Annotated in this window: 20 protein-coding genes and 2 tRNA genes; 16 read left to right on the top strand and 6 right to left on the bottom strand. The window is 38.7% G+C overall.

Annotated elements, in window-relative coordinates:
- Positions 1–1,866 carry an alpha/beta fold hydrolase gene (locus tag MKL33_RS20070; RefSeq protein ID WP_270907607.1) on the top strand — a complete coding sequence of 622 codons (1,866 nt, stop codon included), beginning with the start codon at positions 1–3 and terminating at the stop codon, positions 1,864–1,866.
- Positions 1,859–2,620, top strand: coding sequence for a 4'-phosphopantetheinyl transferase family protein (locus MKL33_RS20065; RefSeq protein WP_270907606.1), 762 nt, complete (start codon positions 1,859–1,861; stop codon positions 2,618–2,620). Before MKL33_RS20070 ends, MKL33_RS20065 begins: the two co-directional genes overlap by 8 nt.
- 167 nt (positions 2,621–2,787) lie before the next feature.
- Here the strand turns inward: MKL33_RS20065 and MKL33_RS20060 are convergent.
- Positions 2,788–2,863, bottom strand: a tRNA-Gly gene (locus MKL33_RS20060).
- 45 nt (positions 2,864–2,908) lie between these two features.
- Positions 2,909–2,984 (bottom strand) — tRNA-Gly (locus tag MKL33_RS20055).
- Between the two features lie 230 nt (positions 2,985–3,214).
- Between MKL33_RS20055 and MKL33_RS20050 the strand changes: the two genes are divergently transcribed.
- From MKL33_RS20050 to MKL33_RS20030, 5 genes are all read left to right on the top strand, one after another.
- A complete protein-coding gene (locus MKL33_RS20050) occupies positions 3,215–3,523 on the top strand; it encodes a BolA family protein (RefSeq protein WP_002114074.1) in 309 nt (102 codons plus the stop codon).
- A gap of 11 nt (positions 3,524–3,534) precedes the next feature.
- Complete coding sequence (locus MKL33_RS20045; RefSeq protein ID WP_005071964.1) at positions 3,535–3,927, top strand: SirB2 family protein; 393 nt, start codon at positions 3,535–3,537, stop codon at positions 3,925–3,927.
- Between the two features lie 76 nt (positions 3,928–4,003).
- Positions 4,004–4,846 carry a ParA family protein gene (locus tag MKL33_RS20040; RefSeq protein WP_005071966.1) on the top strand — a complete coding sequence of 281 codons (843 nt, stop codon included), beginning with the start codon at positions 4,004–4,006 and terminating at the stop codon, positions 4,844–4,846.
- A gap of 10 nt (positions 4,847–4,856) precedes the next feature.
- Positions 4,857–5,243 carry a hypothetical protein gene (locus tag MKL33_RS20035; RefSeq protein ID WP_005071968.1) on the top strand — a complete coding sequence of 129 codons (387 nt, stop codon included), beginning with the start codon at positions 4,857–4,859 and terminating at the stop codon, positions 5,241–5,243.
- A gap of 214 nt (positions 5,244–5,457) precedes the next feature.
- Complete coding sequence (locus MKL33_RS20030) at positions 5,458–6,048, top strand: LysE family translocator (protein ID WP_002114078.1); 591 nt, start codon at positions 5,458–5,460, stop codon at positions 6,046–6,048.
- A gap of 8 nt (positions 6,049–6,056) precedes the next feature.
- Here MKL33_RS20030 and MKL33_RS20025 read toward each other — a convergent pair whose 3' ends face one another.
- Entirely contained in the window at positions 6,057–6,698 is a 642-nt protein-coding gene (locus MKL33_RS20025) for a DedA family protein (protein WP_270907605.1), read from the bottom strand.
- Positions 6,699–6,892: 194 nt separating this feature from the next.
- Between MKL33_RS20025 and MKL33_RS20020 the strand changes: the two genes are divergently transcribed.
- Positions 6,893–7,330 (top strand): DoxX family protein, encoded by a 438-nt coding sequence (locus tag MKL33_RS20020; RefSeq protein WP_002114126.1) that lies wholly within the window; start codon positions 6,893–6,895, stop codon positions 7,328–7,330.
- A 66-nt stretch (positions 7,331–7,396) separates the two neighbouring features.
- Here MKL33_RS20020 and MKL33_RS20015 read toward each other — a convergent pair whose 3' ends face one another.
- Complete coding sequence (locus tag MKL33_RS20015; RefSeq protein WP_014208114.1) at positions 7,397–8,614, bottom strand: DUF445 domain-containing protein; 1,218 nt, start codon at positions 8,612–8,614, stop codon at positions 7,397–7,399.
- 385 nt (positions 8,615–8,999) lie between these two features.
- Here MKL33_RS20015 and guaA point away from each other — a divergent pair, with 385 nt between their 5' ends.
- From guaA to MKL33_RS19980, 7 genes are all read left to right on the top strand, one after another.
- A complete protein-coding gene (guaA, locus tag MKL33_RS20010; RefSeq protein ID WP_130119823.1) occupies positions 9,000–10,568 on the top strand; it encodes a glutamine-hydrolyzing GMP synthase in 1,569 nt (522 codons plus the stop codon).
- 65 nt (positions 10,569–10,633) lie between these two features.
- Positions 10,634–11,422 carry an ANT(3'')-II family aminoglycoside nucleotidyltransferase gene (locus MKL33_RS20005; RefSeq protein ID WP_130174205.1) on the top strand — a complete coding sequence of 263 codons (789 nt, stop codon included), beginning with the start codon at positions 10,634–10,636 and terminating at the stop codon, positions 11,420–11,422.
- Positions 11,423–11,637: 215 nt separating this feature from the next.
- Positions 11,638–12,144: a PadR family transcriptional regulator gene (locus MKL33_RS20000; protein ID WP_005071980.1), complete on the top strand. Its 507-nt coding sequence runs from the start codon at positions 11,638–11,640 to the stop codon at positions 12,142–12,144.
- A 60-nt stretch (positions 12,145–12,204) separates the two neighbouring features.
- Complete coding sequence (locus MKL33_RS19995; RefSeq protein WP_002114086.1) at positions 12,205–12,510, top strand: DUF3861 domain-containing protein; 306 nt, start codon at positions 12,205–12,207, stop codon at positions 12,508–12,510.
- Between the two features lie 156 nt (positions 12,511–12,666).
- Complete coding sequence (locus MKL33_RS19990; protein WP_002114082.1) at positions 12,667–13,614, top strand: pirin family protein; 948 nt, start codon at positions 12,667–12,669, stop codon at positions 13,612–13,614.
- Positions 13,611–14,018 carry an OsmC family protein gene (locus MKL33_RS19985; protein WP_014208118.1) on the top strand — a complete coding sequence of 136 codons (408 nt, stop codon included), beginning with the start codon at positions 13,611–13,613 and terminating at the stop codon, positions 14,016–14,018. The genes MKL33_RS19990 and MKL33_RS19985 overlap by 4 nt, the downstream gene beginning before the upstream one ends.
- 113 nt (positions 14,019–14,131) lie before the next feature.
- A complete protein-coding gene (locus MKL33_RS19980) occupies positions 14,132–14,800 on the top strand; it encodes a glutathione S-transferase (protein ID WP_270907604.1) in 669 nt (222 codons plus the stop codon).
- 40 nt (positions 14,801–14,840) lie between these two features.
- On the opposite strand, the gene MKL33_RS19975 is transcribed toward MKL33_RS19980, so the two are convergent.
- Complete coding sequence (locus tag MKL33_RS19975; RefSeq protein ID WP_069036557.1) at positions 14,841–15,455, bottom strand: SPOR domain-containing protein; 615 nt, start codon at positions 15,453–15,455, stop codon at positions 14,841–14,843.
- Positions 15,456–15,612: 157 nt separating this feature from the next.
- The gene (argS, locus tag MKL33_RS19970) at positions 15,613–17,403 is read right to left on the bottom strand and encodes an arginine--tRNA ligase (RefSeq protein ID WP_270907603.1); all 1,791 of its coding nucleotides are present in this window, start codon (positions 17,401–17,403) and stop codon (positions 15,613–15,615) included.
- 494 nt (positions 17,404–17,897) lie between these two features.
- Here argS and MKL33_RS19965 point away from each other — a divergent pair, with 494 nt between their 5' ends.
- Positions 17,898–19,595 (top strand): NAD-dependent malic enzyme, encoded by a 1,698-nt coding sequence (locus MKL33_RS19965; protein WP_270907602.1) that lies wholly within the window; start codon positions 17,898–17,900, stop codon positions 19,593–19,595.
- The last annotated feature ends 57 nt before the right edge of the window (positions 19,596–19,652 follow it).

Raw genomic sequence — 19,652 nt, 5'->3', positions numbered from 1 at the left:
ATGAATAATTTAAATAATGCAAAAAAAGATAATTTTTCACGGAAGACCATATTAGTAACAGGTGCAGCAGGTTTTATTGGCAGCAGATTGATCGTTGAACTTCTACGAGAAGGTCATCAGGTGATTGCTGCACTACGCAATGCGGCAACTAAGAAAGAAAAGGTATTAGGTTTCATTGCAACACAAGGGCTGACAGATCCATCTATTTCTTTTGTTGAATATGATTTAAGTCATGACTTTAAGTTGGACTCTCTACTAACGGATGCTCAAACAAAGATCCATGTTGTTTATCATCTTGCAGCATCATTTAATTGGGGCATTAGCAAAGCTGAAGCTCAGCGTACGAATGTAAAATCAGGACTTGCTCTGATTGAATGGGCTGCGACATTGAAGCAGCTTGAGCGATTTATCTGGATTGGTGGATATCGAGTCGCTACTCCACCGCAAGAGTCTGCTGATGATTTGTATTATAAATATGGTGGTTACGAAGCTTCGAAAATTTTAGGGCATCAGGCTTTTATTGAGACATGTAAGCGTTTAAATGTGCCATGGACCGCAATAAATCCGGCGACAGTCATTGATGGTTTTTATACTTATGGTGATATGCAATATATTGGTATTGCCGAAATGATTGATAAGTTATATCAAGGACGTCTGCTGGCGCTGCCTGGTGGGAGTGATACATTTCTGCCACTGTGCAATATGCAATATATCGTGAGCTTTCTCATCCGAACGATATCTTTTCCTGAGACTATTGCTCAGGAGTATGTATTACTTGATCCTGCGACACCTAAATGTCATCGTCTAGTTAACCTAGCTGCCGAGCATTTAGGGGTTAGCGCACCACATTTGCAAATACCTAAAGTTCTGCTCGAGAAATTACCTGAGGCATTGCTTGGTGGCTCAAAAGAGCAGCTCGCTTTCATTTCTAATGAAAACTATCATGTCGCTGAGACAGAAAAGATGGCTGTTAAGATGGGTATCGCAGACCTAATCAATACCAGTCCTTATTTTTCTCGTTGGATTGATCGTCTGGTGCTTACACGTTTTGGTCGTATGCAAGCTCCAACGCCTAGCTGTTTCAGCTATCAGAATCGATATTGGGCAGAAATCTATACTAAACAACCGGTTGGTTCAGAAAAATCTTCTGCATTATTTTTACACGGTATTCCATTCGATAGCACATGTTGGTTCCCAATAATTAATAAAATCACCTATGATCAGGTCGCTATGATGGACCTACCTGGACTTGGGCGTTCAGGTAGTTATGAGGTGATGGAAGATAACAATCATCAGTTTATTGATAATGCTGCAAAGCTTTTAGCACCAAATAGTGTTGTTATTGCTCACTCGTTAGGATGTTTATTTGCATTGAGTCTTGCGCAGAAATATCCAAATAAAGTTGCACGTCTTATCCTTATATCGCCTTATTTCGTGCAGGCACAGGCCGCAAAAATATTTCAAATACAAACGATCTCTAATCTAATTTTCCGTTTTGTATCGAAAGATAAGATTGCTAAAAATCTGCATCCAGACGGGCAAAAAAATCTATCTGTTGGTTATGCGATGGATTCATTACGCCGGGTGTCGGTAGCCAAGCATATTAGTGGGTATATGCATCGTATTAGTTTGCCTCAGCAGAGAGTATCTCAAACAGCTTTGTTAAACGAGCTTGGTTCTAAAGTTGAAATCATTGTTGGAGAGAAGGACCCAATTGTTACTACAATAAGTCCTAATATTCCTGTACATATCATTGCTGGCGCAGGCCATAATCCGCACGTTACCCATATAGAAGCGGTTTATGATTATCTCACACCAGTTCTAACCAAATATATCAGCACCACAGTACAGCTCAGTGATGTCTGATATTTCCAAAGTACAGGTTTATGTCTGCCCGGTTTCACGCGTGCCACAAAACCATCTCATATTGAGTCATTATCTCAGCTTTCTCAATGCGGCAGAAAAGTTGAGATATGATCAATATCATCCTCATGCTGCACGACTTTTCTTAATCTCTCGTGTCTTAACGAAGTCTGTTTTAGCAGATAAGTTGGGTATTTCACCCCATGAGGTCAACATTCAATTACAACCTAACGGCAAACCTTTTGTACAAGGCAATAAAGCTGTTTATTTCAATCTTAGTCATTCAGCAGACGTTATTGTTCTTGCGGTGACTGAAGAAGGGGAAATAGGAGTCGATGTTGAACGGCTGGACCGTGAGTTCGATTGGATGCGTGTCGATAGTGTGTTAGCGCCAAGTGAAATTGAATGGATTCAGGAAAATGAAAGGATTGATCCATCCACTGTATATCAACGGTTTTTTCAAATATGGACCTTAAAAGAATCCTATATTAAATGTACTGGCGAAGGAATGAGTCGTCATTTAAAGAAGCTCAACTTTCATGTGTTAGCTGAACATATAGAGTTTCTCGATTCAACTCGTGATATTCAAAAGGCAGAAGAATATTATTTCCAAAGCTATGTCTATGATCATAACTTCATCTTTTCTATCTGTTTACAACAAAGATGTAGTCTAGAGCGCTTTAACTTGGATTGTTTTCAATCATTACCCTTTATATCTACGCATCGGATAACACCAATACCCTGCAAATATAACTAGATTAACTCGAAACAATTACTGGTTTAAAAATCTGAGTCTATCAATGAAATACTCGGCCTTGAGCTGAGCTATTCTCAGAATGAATATGCTGTGAATCGATAGAACGTAAAATCATGGGTCGATAAAAAGAAAAAAGCCCCAATCTTTCGACTAGGGCCTTTTAAATTTGGAGCGGGAAACGAGACTCGAACTCGCGACCCCAACCTTGGCAAGGTTATGCTCTACCAACTGAGCTATTCCCGCATATATAAGCAGTTTTTACTAAAACTTTCTCAAAAAAAACCAATTTGGAGCGGGAAACGAGACTCGAACTCGCGACCCCAACCTTGGCAAGGTTATGCTCTACCAACTGAGCTATTCCCGCGTGCCGCTTATAATACATTAAGCAAAACAAGGGTCAACAACTTTATGCAAATAATTATGCTGATTGCATAAAATAAAAACAGAAATGAGCATTTAGCGGTATTTTTATTGTTAAGTTGCCGAATAAATAGACATTTTGTTTGAAGTCAAAGCATACAAGAGCAACTTTTGTTTGTGTGTAGACAAGGTATACTAGGTGCAAATATACGAATAATCGTAAAAGGAAAAGCTATGAGCCTTGAACAACAGTTGATTGAACGGTTACAAACACTTGCACCTAGCCATTTGGAAGTGATCAATGAGTCTGCCGGGCACGGTGGTTATTTTCCAGGTAAGGAATCTCATTTTAAAGTGATTATAGTGAGCGACGAATTTAATGGATTGCGTTTAGTTCAACGTCATCAAAAAGTATACGCGTTAGCTTCTGATTTGATGAATCCAGGCCAAATTCATGCTTTAGCGATTCATGCTTATTTGCCAAGTGAGTGGCAAGGTCAAGCTCCTGCTAGCCCAGAATGTGCACATGCACCTAAAAGCTAAGGGTTAATTTCATGGATGCACATTTACTCACTAAAATTATTCATATGACTGCAGTAGCTGCCGCACTTATGGTCTTTGTTTTACGCGCTTCAACTCTGTTTATAGGTGTTCAAGGTGAACAACCCAATCCAGCAGGGCGTAAAGTATTAGTTGCCTTACAACATTTGTCATTTACCGTGGTTTTCATTACGGGTGCAATTTTGTTAGTCATGAAAGACTTTCAAGTACAACCGTGGTTTTACGCTAAAATTATTCTATTTTTAGTGTTGTTATCTTCCCTGATGAAAGCCTTTAAAAAAGATGACACTCTTTTGTTGGCACAGCGTCGTGCAGGTTTAGTCATTAGTGCGATTGCATTTATTGCTATTATTATCTTAGTGATTGTGAAACCTGTTTTTGCTTAATTGTTCTACATTCTTTGCCTTTTTGATTAAGCTCTAGGTTAAACTGCGTACAGTAAAATAATATGCAGAGGGAAACATGTTAACTCGTGTGGTGTTTAACCAAAAAGGCGGTGTAGGGAAATCAAGTATTACTGTAAATTTGGCTGCAATTAGTGCCAAACATGGCTTAAGAACATTGGTGATCGATCTTGATCCTCAAGCCAATTCTAGTCAGTATCTTTTAGGTGACGAAGCAACCTATTCCGCTGAAAAATCAATTTTAGAGCCAAATATCGAAAATTTCTTTGATGATGTGTTGGGCAACAATCAACAAAAGGGTTTAATCGGTAACGCATTAGGTTCAATTTTAAAAGCTCCAAGAAATAAAGATCTCGACAGTTTTGTTCATTCAACTCCTTTTGCAAAATTAGATGTGCTTCCAGCAAGCCCTACACTTGGCGCGCTTGAACATGCGCTTGAAAGTAAACATAAAATTTATAAATTACGTGATTCGATCCAAAACTTAGTTGGGCGATATGACCGTATCTATATAGACACACCACCAGCATTTAACTTTTTTACTCTTTCTGCTCTGATTGCGGCAGATAAAGTACTCATTCCTTTCGACTGTGATGTTTTTTCAAAGCGTGCGTTACAAACATTGATTGAAAATGTTCTCGAAACGCAAGATGATCATAATGATCGCTTGGAAATTGAAGGAATTGTGGTGAATCAATTCCAATCCCAAGCAAAATTACCTCGGGAAGTGGTTCAGCAGTTAAAAGATGAAGGGTTGCCTGTACTCAATAGCATGTTACCGCCTTCGATTTTGATGAAAGAATCGCATCAGAAAAATTTACCTTTGGCTCATTTGGCACCCGAACATAAATTGACTCAAGCTTATGAGACATTGTTTGGTGAGATTGAGCCAAAACGATAAGAGAAAAATGATGAAAGGCTTATATATTGCGCCTTTGGTGGCAGCCACTTTACTCCTTGGCGCTTGTGCTACAACGGTAAAACCGACTTATGTGTCTCCAACACAATATCAATCTTTGAGCTGCCAACAGCTACAAAGTGAATATAACCGTATTCAGCAATATATCGACAATGGCGTGCAAACTCCAAAAAGTACAGGTATGGGTGTTGGTCTTGGACTCGGTGGTGGCTGGGGACGAGGTGGTTGGGGATTCGGTCCATCTATTTCTGTAAATATGGGACAGTCTTCTTCAACGAAAAACACCGAACTTTCACGTGTTTTAGGCCAACAAGAAGCGATTGTTCAGGCTGCTCAGTTTAAGAATTGTCCAATTATTGTTCGTAAAAAGGCCAATTAATAGTCAGCTTTGCATCACAATATGCTAACTAAGGCATGTTGTGATGAATAAAGTTTAGCAAAATGTTTCATAATAAAATTAATATAAATAAGTGGTTTATCAATTTTGAAGCTTCCAAAATTCTGTATTTTCTGTAATCAAAAAGCCTTATAAACTTGCTATATTTTGCCTGTTTCGTTTAAGGTGGCCCCATCTTGGATATTATGGAAACTTTATGATTGAGAGTTGGTTTTTTGTATTGGCAATGTTGGCTGTTTTGCTCATTCCTGGGCCGACAAATGCTTTACTTGCAACCGCTGCTCATTCTCAAGGTTTATCTAAAGCATTTTGGCTTATTCCTATGGAATGGCTAGGCTATGCCTACGGTATTAGCTTTTGGGCTGTGTTTATTCATTTGGCAGCACCAGTTTGGCCTGCGTTATTGCTCATTTTACATATTATAAGTGTGGCGTATGTGTTCTGGATGGCATTCCGATTATGGAAAACCACCCATTTACAACAATTTAGTCAAACTCACCGTAACATTCGCCCACGTCAATTATTCTTCTCAACCTTAAAAAATCCGAAATCTTTACTTTTTGCTGCAGGTATTTTCCCTGCCGAAACATGGAATTCGCCTGAAAATTGTCTAATGGTATTTGGTGTTTTTACATTGACGCTCATTCCAGCTGCGAGTTTCTGGATGATTTTTGGACGTGCACTATTAACGGGCCCAGTACAAAAAATAAAAGCCGATCATTTATATAAAGGATCGGCTATGTTGCTTATTTTATGTATGCTTCCAGTGGTATTCCGTTTCTTCTAAATTAAGCCTTAAACATTGGTTTTACGGCTTTTTAGCTTTTCACGTATAAAGCCGATGATGCCCGGTAAAACACTAATAATAATGATGCCAAAAATAAGATGAGTGAAGTTATCTTTAACGATTGGCATATTTCCAAATAGATAGCCCAACGCCACAAAAGAAGCGACCCAACAAAATGCCCCAATCACATTATAAGTTAAGAAAAACTTATAGTTCATGCTGCCAGCGCCAGCAACAAAAGGTGCAAAGGTGCGGGCAAATGGAATGAAACGGGCGAAAATAATCGTCTTGCCACCATGACGAGCAAAGAATTCTTGAGTTTTAATTAAATGCTGCTTATTAATGAATCGTGAATTCATTTCAAATACACGTGGACCGATAAAACGACCAATATGGTAGTTCACTGTATCGCCTAAAACGGCAGCAATGAAGAGTAGAGCACCCAATAACCATGGATCCATCGCACCTGTAGATGCTGCTAAAGCACCAGCTGCAAATAGTAAACTATCTCCCGGTAAAAACGGCATAACCACTAAACCGGTTTCGACAAAGATAATTAAAAATAAAATGCCATAAATCCACGTCCCGTAATTTGTAATAAACTCGGCGAGATGTTGATCAACGTGTAGAATAAAATCAAGAAGTTCCATGAGATGATTAAGTGGTAAACCGTGCTCAAATCCTAGCAGTGACCCTATAGAAAGTCAGTATAAAACATCAAAAATATACAAATTGATCATCCTGTTTGTGCAACGATATATATGGATTTTGAGTATTTAATTATCAATGTCCCAAACCTAGAATGAGCTCATCAATAAATAAGCATTTAAATAAAGGTGGCAAAATGTTTAATCCAAATGTAGTGGTCAAAAATATCGTAACGCAATCAGGCGCGGACAGTTTTATTAGCCTTATTGCTCGTCTTCTTATGGCTTATATCTTCCTTGTTGCTGGTTGGGGGAAAATTACCGGTTATGCAGCAACTGCAGGATATATGGAAGCAATGGGTGTACCAGGTGGAATTCTTCCTTTAGTTATCTTGGTTGAGTTTGGTGGTGGTTTAGCCTTGTTATTTGGTTTCCAAGCACGCTTTGCAGCTTTCGGTCTTGGTATCTTCAGTATTTTAACTGCATTCTTGTTCCACCAAGGTGGGGCTGATGCAGCGGCACAATACAATAATGGCATCCACTTTATGAAAAACTTAGCAATGGCAGGTGGTTTATTCTTTCTAATGCTTCATGGTGCTGGCCGTATTAGTCTGGATCATGCAATCGAGAAATAATATTCAAGACAAAATAAAAACCGGATGAGCAATTCATCCGGTTTTTTTATTTCTTTATTTTAAAAATTAAAGCATAAATTGGATTTGCAATTCACCAACCACGAAACCAAGAACTGCGCCGACTGCAATCAAGGCCCACTCATCTTCTTTAAATGCAGGACGTAACATCCCTTCAAATTCAGAAGGTGTTAATTTTTGCATACGCTCAATGAGTGTGCTACGAATATTCATTGCATCTTCTGCATAAGACTCTACATATTTCATCGTCTCTGGAAGCTGTTGCATAATACGTTCAGCAACTTGTGATTTCATATTCTGATATTTTTCTCCGCCAATTGCATATACAACTAACGGACGAATAACCCCAGCTTGCATATCAATTTCTTGTTTGACATGGCGGTTAACCAGATCAATAACACGTGCAGAATGTGTACCAGAAAATAACTCTTCCATCATGTGACGTGAAGTCAAAAGCTGCTTAGAAATTAAAGCTGCATAGTCAGCTGCAACTTCATTTTGACGTTTAATAAACAGACCTTGCCATGTGTAACCCAATATCTTTTTAGGATAAAGTGGTCTAAACATCATTTGCAGTGCAATCCAGTCACTGAAGAAACCCACAAAACCTCCAAATAAAGGTAGCATCCAAGGATATTTTCCTTGAGTGACAATCCAGCACAGCATCTGAATTACACCAATACCGAAGCCAAATACAAAGCCTACATTACTGAAAAATTTAAATTCTTGTTTCCCTACACGTTTAAAAATATTGTTGAGCAAACGTTTATCTTTAAGCAAGTTGCTGATAACAAGATGTTTAATATCAAAGTATCGATTCACATCACGTTGTACTTCGCTCATGATGTGTTCAACAATTTCTGGTGCTTTGGATTGCACACGACGGATGAGTCTTTGGCGAGCAAATTCTGGCATGCCCTCCCATAAACCAGGCTGATACTCTTGAGCAACGTCACGGGTAATATCTTCAGCCGCTGCAAGTAGAGGTTTTTCTATTTCTTTGGCAATACGTTTAGGATCTAGGCGTGCAAAAATTTCTTCAGGTTTAATCAGCTTTGCTGTCATGAGCTCAACAGCAATGGTTGCCATTTTCTCGGCTTTGCGAGGCACAATGCCTTGCCAACCCAAAAATGGTTTAATACCTTTAAATTCAAGTGGTGAAAACATCATCTGGATGGCAACCACCTTGGTGATATAGCCAATTAAACCACTCATAAAAGGAATAGAGACATACAACCAAAAATGTTGCTGGAAATCTGCAATCATAGTTTGAAGCATTGTTGTTCCTTAGATTTCTATTGATTTTGATAGGGGGCAACAAGCCATAAAAATGGATAATTGTTTAAGCACAGACAAATATCGCTTATGGTATTTACCTTTCCATGGTAATGCCTGTTTTATCGGCTCATCTTAACATCAAATTCAAGGTGATGTTGCATAGAATGTGATGAATTTATCAATACACATGGAGTTTTTAAGCGTAACCCATACAGTTGATAAATATAAGTAAATTTTGATTTATATCAAACAATCCAATTATAGAAATGATTCTGATATGAAAAAAATAAGATATATGATGATTTGCGGTGCGCCGAAGCGTGAAAAATGTTAAAATGGCGCGCTTAATTCTTTTGCCATTTAGTGGTTTGTCATGACTACCAATACTCAAATTACTGAAGATCGTATCCTGATTCTGGATTTCGGCTCTCAATATAGTCAGCTCATTGCACGTCGTGTACGTGAAGCTGGTGTTTACTCTGAAATGTATGCTTTTGATATGTCTGAAGAAGACATTCGCGCTTTTAAGCCAAATGGCATTATTTTGTCAGGTGGACCTGAGAGTGTGCATGAAGAAGGCAGCCCTCGCGCACCACAAGTAGTGTTTGAGTTGGGCGTTCCAGTATTGGGTATTTGCTATGGCTTGCAAACCATGTCTGAACAGTTAGGCGGTAAAGTTGAGCCGGGTACTGTACATGAGTTTGGTTATGCCGAAGTTGATATCGTTAAACGCGACCAACTGATTGGTAACTTACAAGACCGCGAAAACCAACTTCATGTTTGGATGAGTCACGGTGACAAAGTTAGCCAGATTCCAGAAGGCTTTACCATTACTGCAAGCACACCAAGCTGTCCAGTTGCTGCTGTAAGTGATGAAACGCGTCGTTTTTATGGCGTGCAATTCCACCCAGAAGTAACACACACGGCAAAAGGTGAAGAGTTACTTGCAAACTTCGTTCATAAAATTTGTGGATGTGGTGGTCTTTGGACGCCTGAACACATCATTGATTTACGTGTAGAACAATTACGTGAACAAATTGGTAATGAAAAAGTTCTTTTAGGCCTTTCAGGTGGTGTTGACTCATCTGTCGTTGCTGCGCTTTTACACAAAGCAATTGGCGACCAGTTAACATGCGTATTCGTTGATAACGGTTTACTTCGTTTAAACGAAGGTGACCAAGTGATGCAAATGTTTGCTGAAAACATGGGTATCCGTGTTATTCGTGCAGATGCTGAACAACGCTTTTTAACTGCATTGGCTGGTGAAGTTGATCCAGAGAAAAAACGTAAAATCATTGGTCGCGAGTTTATTGAAGTATTTGCTGAAGAAGCACGTAAACTTGATGGCGTGAAATTCTTGGCACAAGGTACGATTTACCCAGACGTAATCGAATCTGCTGCAAGTAAACAAGGTAAAGCACACGTAATTAAATCTCACCACAACGTAGGTGGTTTACCAGAAGATTTAGCATTTGAATTGGTAGAACCTTTACGCGACTTGTTCAAAGACGAAGTTCGTAAATTAGGTACTACACTTGGCTTGCCACATAGCATGATTTACCGTCATCCATTCCCGGGCCCTGGTTTAGGTGTTCGTATTTTGGGTGAAGTGAAGAAGGAATATGCTGATATTCTTCGTCTTGCTGATGATATCTTCATGCAAGAGCTTCGTGACAGCGGTTGGTATGATAAAACTGCTCAAGCATTTGCTGTGTTCCAACCAGTTAAGTCAGTTGGCGTAGTAGGTGATGGTCGTCGTTATGCATGGGTAATTGCGCTTCGTGCAGTTGAAACGGTTGACTTTATGACAGCTCGTTTTGCACATTTACCATACGAATTGGTTGATAAAATCTCAACGCGTATTATGAATGAAATTAAAGATGTATCACGTGTCGTATATGACGTGTCATCTAAACCACCAGCAACGATTGAGTGGGAATAATTAAATGAAAAGGCAGGATTTAATCCTGCCTTTTTTATATCTGTTTCTTCCGAAGGAGGTGAGAGATGCCTGATTTAATTCAGTTAGAATATCTACAAGAAAAATTACAGCAACTTTTAGCGGAATCATTATTTGCAATTTATCTTTATGGTTCAGCTGTTGACGGTGGTTTAGGGCCAGAAAGTGATCTTGATGTACTGGTCGTGGTCACTCAACCATTAACTTCTGCTTTACGTGAGCAGCTTGCACAAGAATTACTAAAAATTTCACAGCCTGTTGGGGAATTACAAAGGCCATTAGAAGTTACTATTTTATTAAAAGATGAGATTCAGTCTGGAATTTATCCTTTAAGTTATGAAATGCAATTTGGTGAATGGCTGCGTGAAGAGCTTAAAGAAGGTGGAGTATTGAGCTCACAGAAAGACCCAGATATTAGTATATTGCTTAGAAAAGCGAGATCTCATCATACAGTTTTATTTGGGCCAGCTTTAAACCAATGGGCACCTGAAATTTCTGATCAAGAACTATGGCAAGCAATGTCTGACACTTATCCCGAAATTGTAGCGCATTGGGATGAGGATGCAGATGAAAGAAACCAGATTTTAGCTTTATGCCGGATCTATTTTAGTTTAGTGATGAAGGATATTGCTTCAAAAGACAATGCTGCACGATGGGTTATGTCTCAGCTTTCTGATGAGCAGAAATTCGTATTGCAGCGACTTATACAGGAATATAGAGGGGAAATCGGCAAACAAAATTGGCAAGAGGAGCATTATGCTTTGCAGCCTATTGTCAATTTTTTGAGTTCAAAAATTGAAGAGCAGTTTGAGCAGAAAAGAAATCTGATCACATAATAATTTTTTGATTCTGGCTTTATTTACCGACTTTGCTAAACATGTGGCTATATAAGAGTGCTTAAGCACTCTTTTTTATTACTTAGATTTTAAAGCTAAAAATTAATTTTGATAACTATCAAAGCAATAGATCAACTCTTATTACTTTTACTTGATCAAAGATATATTAAGATATATCTTAATAATTATAAATTGATCATTTTGGATCTTAAAAGATGAAACAACAATCAGAACAGCATCATGCTGAACATCATCGTTCGGGACGCCGTGGAAGACTTTTTGAAGCTGGACGCATGAAACTTTTGGTACTCCACCTTATTCAGCAAAGCCCAAAGCATGGCTATGAAATCATTAAAGAAATAAGTGATTTGGTAGGCGATGGCTATACGCCAAGCGCAGGAACAATTTATCCAACATTAACCAGTCTTGAAGAAATGAAGTTGATTAATTTGCTGGATGTAGAGCGTAAGCAATATCAAATCACGGAATTTGGGAAAGCTTACTTAACTGAACAACAAGACAAGTTGAAAGAGTTATTAGAAAAACTACGTTTAAGACGAGAAATCCACAGTAATGATGAATTAATCGAAATTCACCGTGCAATGGAAAACCTAAAAACAGCCTTACGTTTGAAGTTGAACTCGGCAGGTTTACAGCAAGAGCAGATTTATCAAATTGCCGAAAAAATTGATCAGGCTGCTGTTGCGATTGGGCGCCTATAAGTCGACCTTAAACAAGTTGAAATTCTTCAAAGTTATTAATTTTTAAGAGAGAATTTATATATGAAACAACATCAATATCATGTCACGGTACAACACTTAAAAAATGCAAAAGGAGAGGCCTCTACTTATACTGAACGCCTTGAGTTCTATGCGGGAAATCATGACGATATTTTTGAAATTGTTGAACGCTTAAAAAAAGCAGATTTTTTTGATGATGAAACAACAAAATCTTTTGGAGTTGGGCTAAAACTTTTTAGTGAGGTTATGCTTGAAAACCGTGACCACCCACTATTTCAAGAGTTTCTCCCACAATTTGGTCAATTTATGAAAAACCTGAAACAGCTCGTTAAAACTCAATCATCTTAAGCTGCTCAATGCAGCTTTAATGTTATGTAATTAACAAATGATTGTCTCATTCATAGCACCCTGTGTATTACTAAAAGACTATATTGAATAATGAGTGTATTGTTAAGATCATTACAACGACTCATTGCAAAAGCATAGGTAAAAGAGAGTAATATCATGAGCAATAATAATGATTACGATATTTCTGATTCAAAGGATTGCGAAAAATTTGCCAATCAGTTTATTCAGGAATTTCCAATTCGCTCTGCTGAAATTGGACAGGGGACAGTCATTAAGCGGGCTTTACCTAGCCGACAAAAACGAATGATTGGTGCGTGGTGTTTCCTAGATCATGCGGGCCCAGTCACTTTTCCGGCGGGTGATGGTTTAGATGTTGGTCCTCATCCTCATATTGGTTTGCAAACCTTCACGTGGATGATTGAAGGCACCATGATGCATACCGATAGTCTAGGCTCAAAACAACTGATTCGACCTAAACAAGTTAATTTAATGACGGCAGGTCACGGAATTTCACATACAGAAGTTGCACCTGATACAGAAACTCAAATGCACGCTGCTCAGCTCTGGATTGCCTTACCAGATGCTAAGCGCAACATGGACCCGAAATTTGAACATTATCCTGAACTGCCTGTTGTTGAGAAAGACGGTCTAGAGTTTACCGTGCTTGTGGGTGAATATTTGGCAACTACTTCTCCAGTCTTGGTACATACGCCGTTAGTGGGTGTTGACCTCATTGCTACCGAAGATACGAAAACCCGCATTCCATTAAATCCTAATTATGAATATGGTTTTATGGCGCTTGAGGGTAGTGCTCATGTAAATGGCCATGAGTTAACTGCTGACAACATGGTGGTATTAGATACGGGTCTTAGTGAAATTGAGATTGAAGTAAAAAAAGGTAACCGTATTCTTTTGATTGGCGGTGAACCGTTTGAAACACCAATTTTACTCTGGTGGAACTTTGTTGCACGTACAATGGATGATTTAAAAGAAGCCCGTGAGCAATGGATTAACCATGATGCACGTTTTGGTGAAATCCCAGATTATGTTGGTGCACGTTTAGAAGCCCCTGTTCTTCCAGATCAAATGAGAGCATCAAAATGACAGCAGTAATCGCAAGCAGTAAAGCAAAGCCCCTTGCTGAACAATGGAAGGGCGAAATCACCAGTGGTCGCCACCAATATTTTTGTGATGAGCCAGAGAAGCTAGAAGGGCAAGACCAGGGTCCAGCTCCATACGATTTGCTCACTGGAAGTTTAGCCGCGTGTACGCTTATTACTTTAAGAATGTACGCAAAGCATAAGGGTTATGATTTTGGTGAGTTTTCGGTTGAAATCGATTTTCATACCAATAGAGAACATGAAGAACATATAGAACGTCGTATTGTTTTTAAAGACTTGCCAAACGAAGAGCTTCAACAAAAAATCTTAGCGGTATGCGGTAAAACCCCAGTCACTAAAACTTTGTTACGTAGTTTAGACATTCATACTGTGCTTGTTACAGTGTAAAAATGCTATTTTGTTGAGGTGGATGATTTTATATCCATCCCACAAATGGAATAAAACAGCATGTTCACATGCTGTTTTTTATGTAAAAAAGAAAAATAAAAGCAGGCAATAACATGATTAGTGTACACCACCTGGAATGTTCGCGATCGTTTCGAATTTTATGGGCTTTAGAAGAATTAGGCTTAGATTATGATATTCATTATTATCAACGCTTACCTAACTATTCCGCTCCAGAAACATTGAAATGTATTCATCCTTTAGGTAAAGCTCCGATTTTGACTGATGATGAACAAGTCATCGCAGAATCTGCTGTGATTTTAGAATATTTACAGCAGCGTTATGATCAGAAGCAACAATTTAAACCTACAGAGCCACAAGATTTACAGCAGTATATTTACTGGATGCACTATGCAGAAGGTTCACTTATGCCGTTATTAGTCATGACTTTGGTCATGAATAGTGTAAACAAGCATGTGCCATGGTTAATTCAACCAGTAGCTAAAAAAATCACGGAAGGGGTGAAGGCAAATTTTGTTCGACCACGTATGAAAGATCATATTAGTTTTTTAGAAAACTATTTGGCAGAGCATGAATATTTTGCAGGTGATTTTTCATTCGCTGATATTCAAATGAGCTTTCCTTTGGAAGCTTTACAATCTCGCTTACAGGGTAAATACCCTCATATTCAAGCGTTTTTACACCGTATTCAGCAAAGACCTGAGTTTCAAAAAGCGAGACAAAAGGGAATTGGTTCTAATGAAAGGAATTGTGCTGATATCTAAAAGAAAAGGAACAAATATTTGTTCCTTTTTTATTTTCATTTTATTTGCGTTTGATCACGATTGAGTCAATACCACTGTGTTGTAAGGTCTGCTGAGCAGCCAAGGCAGCGTCTTGAGTATCATACGGTCCAGAAATAACGCGATACCATGTTTGTCCGTTTTCAGTACTTTTGACTACGTCCGCAGATAAGCCATTTAAAATGATTTCTGCACGGCGAGCATCAGCCTGATCAGGATCATTATAACTACGAACTTGTAAAATATATGTAGGTTGCTGAGGAGTTGTAGCTGATTGATTTGGGTCAATTCCTACACTTTCAGAGGCAGCTGGTTGAGTGGTACTTGGTGCTTCAACGATCATAGCAGTGCCTTGATTTTTGCTTTCAGGGATCGCTTGTTCAGGAATAGGGGTAACCTGTTGTTGAGGCAATAGGTCGTAGAAGCGATAGTCTTTATTAGTATCTTCTTCTTGATAATGTTCAGAAGTAATCTGATTTTTCGCAGGAACAGGTTGCCAAGGTTTCCAAAGCATAAGCATTACAGCGATACATAAGACCGCCAAAATAGCGACAAGTGTCCCTAACCATTTGGGAATTAGGGACTTTTTAGGCTTATTAGGTCTTTCAGATACACCGCGTTGCGTTTTGCCAAACACGTGGATTATTCCTCTGTATTTTGATTGTTTTTTAATTCGAGTTTGAGTCTCGTCTTACGATGCTAAAAACAGTGGTTTGTATTGATATTTTAACTATACAAACCACCGCTTACTATATATTGTATGACCTTTAATTTGCTGTCATGCAATATATTTATTACATAGATTCTGGTGCAGATACACCAAGTAATTCTAAACCATTACGAAGCACTTGTTGTACATTGATTGAAAGCAATAAACGGGCTTGTGTAAGCTCTGCATCATCGCTTAATACTTTATGTTCATTGTACCAACCATGGAACAGGGCAGCTAACTCTTTTAAGTAATTACCAACCTGATGAGGTTCATAGGCATTTGCCGCTCGCAACACTGCATCTGGATAAGCTGCCAGTTTAGCAAGAATCTCGGTTTCTGCATCAAGAGACAAGCGTGCTGCATGTTGGCGAGCAGTATTTACGTCGAATTGTAAATCTGTGCTTGCTGCTTTTTCTAACATACGACAAATACGTGCGTGTGCATATTGAATATAGTACACAGCATTGTCTTTACTTTGTGAAACAGCAAGGTCAAGGTCAAAGTCGATGTGTTGTTCACTCTTACGCATTACGTAGTAGAAACGAGCTGCGTCATTGCCTACTTCTTTACGCAAGTCACGTAATGTTACGAACTGCCCAGAACGAGAAGACATTTGAACCATCTCGCCGCCACGCCATAAACTTACGAACTGAACTAAAAGAACAGTCAATTTCTTAGAGTCGTAACCCATTGCATCAATCGCCGCTTTTACGCGAGAAATATAGCCATGGTGGTCAGAACCCCAAATATCGATTAGGTCAGTATAACCACGTTGTAGTTTATTTAAGTGGTATGCAATGTCAGATGCAAAGTAAGTCGTTTGGCCATTCCGACGCTTAACAACACGGTCTTTTTCATCACCAAATTCAGTCGACTTGAACCAGATGTTGCCATCTTTTTCATAAAGGAAACCACGTTGATCAAGTGTTTCTAAAGCTTCATCAATTTTTGCACTAAGAGATGCTTCACTAAACCATTGGTTGAATGTTACACCAAAGTCAGCAAGGTCATCTTTAATGTCATCTAAAATGGCATGAAGAGCAGCTTGGTGGAATACGCGGTAACCTTCACCTAATAATTGTTGTGAGTTGGCAATAAGGCCATCAATATGCTTTTCTTTATCACCAGATAACACAACTTTGTTGCCTTCGCTATCTAGCTCTTCAGCATATTGCACATCTTCTGGTACATCTTTATAAACATTCGCAACTTCACGAACGTAAGCATCGCCATCTTTATCAATAATGCCTTGTGCGATTTCTTTAACGTAATCGCCTTGATATGCATTTTTAGGGAATACAAGGTTTTGTCCAAGTAGTTCCAAATAACGTAAATAAGTAGAAGTCGCCAAAATATCCATTTGACGACCAGCATCATTCACGTAGTACTCACGGTCAACTTTAGCACCCGTTGCTTCAAGTAAATTAGCAACAGTCATACCGTATGCCGCACCACGTCCATGACCTACGTGTAGGCTAGACGTAGGGTTTGCAGAAACAAATTCGACTTGAATCTTTTTCGCTGCATTTGCTTGGCTACGACCAAAAATTTCTTTTTGTGCTTGAATTTGATCAAGAATAGCAAAACGCTGGTCTGCATTTAAAAAGAAGTTAATAAATCCGGGTCCTGCGATTTCAGCTTTACTGATATCTGCCACTTCTGGTAATGCAGCGAGAACTTTCTCAGCTAAATCACGTGGTTTCATACCAGCAGCTTTCGAGCCGATCATGGCAATATTAGAAGCAAAGTCGCCATGGCTTCGGTCTTTGGTGCGTGTTAAGTTGCTTGTGTTTTTCCAGTCGGAAGGAAGCACCCCTTCTTGTTGAAGAGTTTGCACTGCATGGTCGAGAGCTGCTTGTATTGCCGTATTCATATCAATCGAAAATAGATGTCGCAGAAAAACGTCAAATATAGCAAATTTCCGATGACTTAGGGGAGGGGATTTAATATTCCAATAATTCTTTATGCAAATTACTGATGATTATTTTTTAAATGAATGTCGGTTGATAAATCGCCTTATTATACTGAAAATAATGAATTACAAGCCTTCTGGGCAGTTTTTGTGAGTAAATTAAGTGTTTAATTTAATATTATTTCCTGAGGAAATACCTGTTTCCGCTAAATCATATAATTATGGCTTTTAAAGTTGAGAAAATAAAAGAAATTTTTAAAATCATAAAAATATTAAAATACTGATTTTTATTATTTATTTTTAAACATGTTTTAACTAAATAGTGTTTAATTTTAACATCACGGTTTAAAATATCTATTTTGATCGAATTAGGCTTAAGCTTATACGCACAAAGAGTTTTAGAGACCATACAAAACGTGTTTTTCTCTACTCTAAGCTGGAAAATGAGATAGGCAATGATATCAGGACACCCAAGTAAACATCCCCTTTATATTCCATATGCAGGTTTTACACTTTTAGAGTTACCACTCTTAAATAAAGGTTCGGCTTTCACTGAAGAAGAAAGAAGTAACTTTAACTTACACGGTTTACTCCCCCATATTATTGAAACTATTGAAGAGCAGAGCCAGCGCTCTTATCAGCAATATTGCGCTTTTACTGATGATATCAATCGACATATCTATTTGCGTAATATCCAAGATACCAACGAAACCTTGTTCTATCATCTAATCGAAAATCATCTTGAAGAAATGATGCCGATTATTTATACCCCAACAGTGGGTGAAGCATGTCAGCGTTTCTCCGATATCTATCGTCGTCATCGTGGTGTTTTTATTTCATATCCAGATCGTGATGTGATTGATGATATTTTGCAGAACGTAAATAAAAATAATGTAAAAGTGATCGTGATTACTGATGGTGAACGTATCCTAGGTCTTGGTGACCAAGGTATTGGCGGAATGGGAATTCCTATTGGAAAACTTTCGCTTTACACCGCTTGTGGTGGGATTAGTCCAGCTTATACATTACCAATCACAATTGATGTAGGGACGAACAATCCACAACTGTTAAATGATCCGATCTATATGGGTTGGCGTCAGCCACGTATTAGTGGTGATGAATATTATGCATTTGTCGATATGGTGATTGAAGCTGTAAAGCGTCGTTGGCCAAAAGCATTAATTCAGTTTGAAGATTTTGCACAAAAAAATGCGATGCCACTTTTAGAAAAATATCGCGATAAGATTTGTTGTTTTAACGATGATATTCAAGGAACAGCAGCGGTATCTGTAGGTAGTTTGATTGCTGCAAGTCGTGCAGCAGGCAAGCAATTAAAAGATCAAACAATTGCTTTCTTAGGCGCGGGCTCTGCGGGATGCGGTATTGCAGAGCAAATTGTTGCGCAAATGATTGCTGAAGGTCTGACTGATTCTGAAGCACGTGCACGCGTTTATATGGTTGATCGTTTTGGCTTGATTACCGAAAATCAGCCAAACTTATTGGACTTCCAACGCAAATTGGCGCAAAAAGCTGAGGTGGTTGATCAATGGGGCAATATTGAAGAAGTGATTTCACTCCTTGATGTTGTTAAAAATGCTAAGCCTACAGTATTAATTGGCGTTTCTGGTCAACCGGGTCTGTTCACCGAAGAGATTATTAAGACCATGGCGGCGAATTGTGAGCGCCCAATTGTTATGCCATTGTCTAACCCAACTTCACGTGTTGAAGCTGTGCCAGCAGATATTGTAGAGTGGACTGAAGGTAGAGCGTTAATTGCAACAGGTAGCCCGTTTGCTCCTGTGAATCATCACGGCAAGCTTTATAATATTTCTCAGTGTAATAACTCGTACATTTTCCCGGGCATTGGGCTGGGTGTGGTAGCATCGGGTGCTAAACGCGTTACTGAAAATATGTTAATGGCTTCAAGTAGTGCTTTAGCGAATTGCTCACCTCTACTAAAAGATCCGCAAGCTGATTTATTACCACCTTTAGGGGAAATTCAGCAAGTTTCTAAGGTTATTGCGTTTGAAGTTGCGAAAGCTGCCATGGCAGATGGCGTGGCTGTAACGATTAGTGATGACTTACTACAGCAAAAAATTGATCAATCATTCTGGAAACCTGAATATCGCAAATATAAGCGTATTCCTTTCTAAGGTTCAGAAAATAAAAAAAGAGGAGCTTAAGCTCCTCTTTTTTATTAATATATCTTG

Origin of the sequence: Acinetobacter sp. AOR43_HL (genome assembly GCF_027854635.1) — a bacterium.
Classification (GTDB): Bacteria; Pseudomonadota; Gammaproteobacteria; order Pseudomonadales; family Moraxellaceae; genus Acinetobacter; species Acinetobacter pittii.
This window is presented reverse-complemented; position numbering and strand designations above follow the sequence as displayed.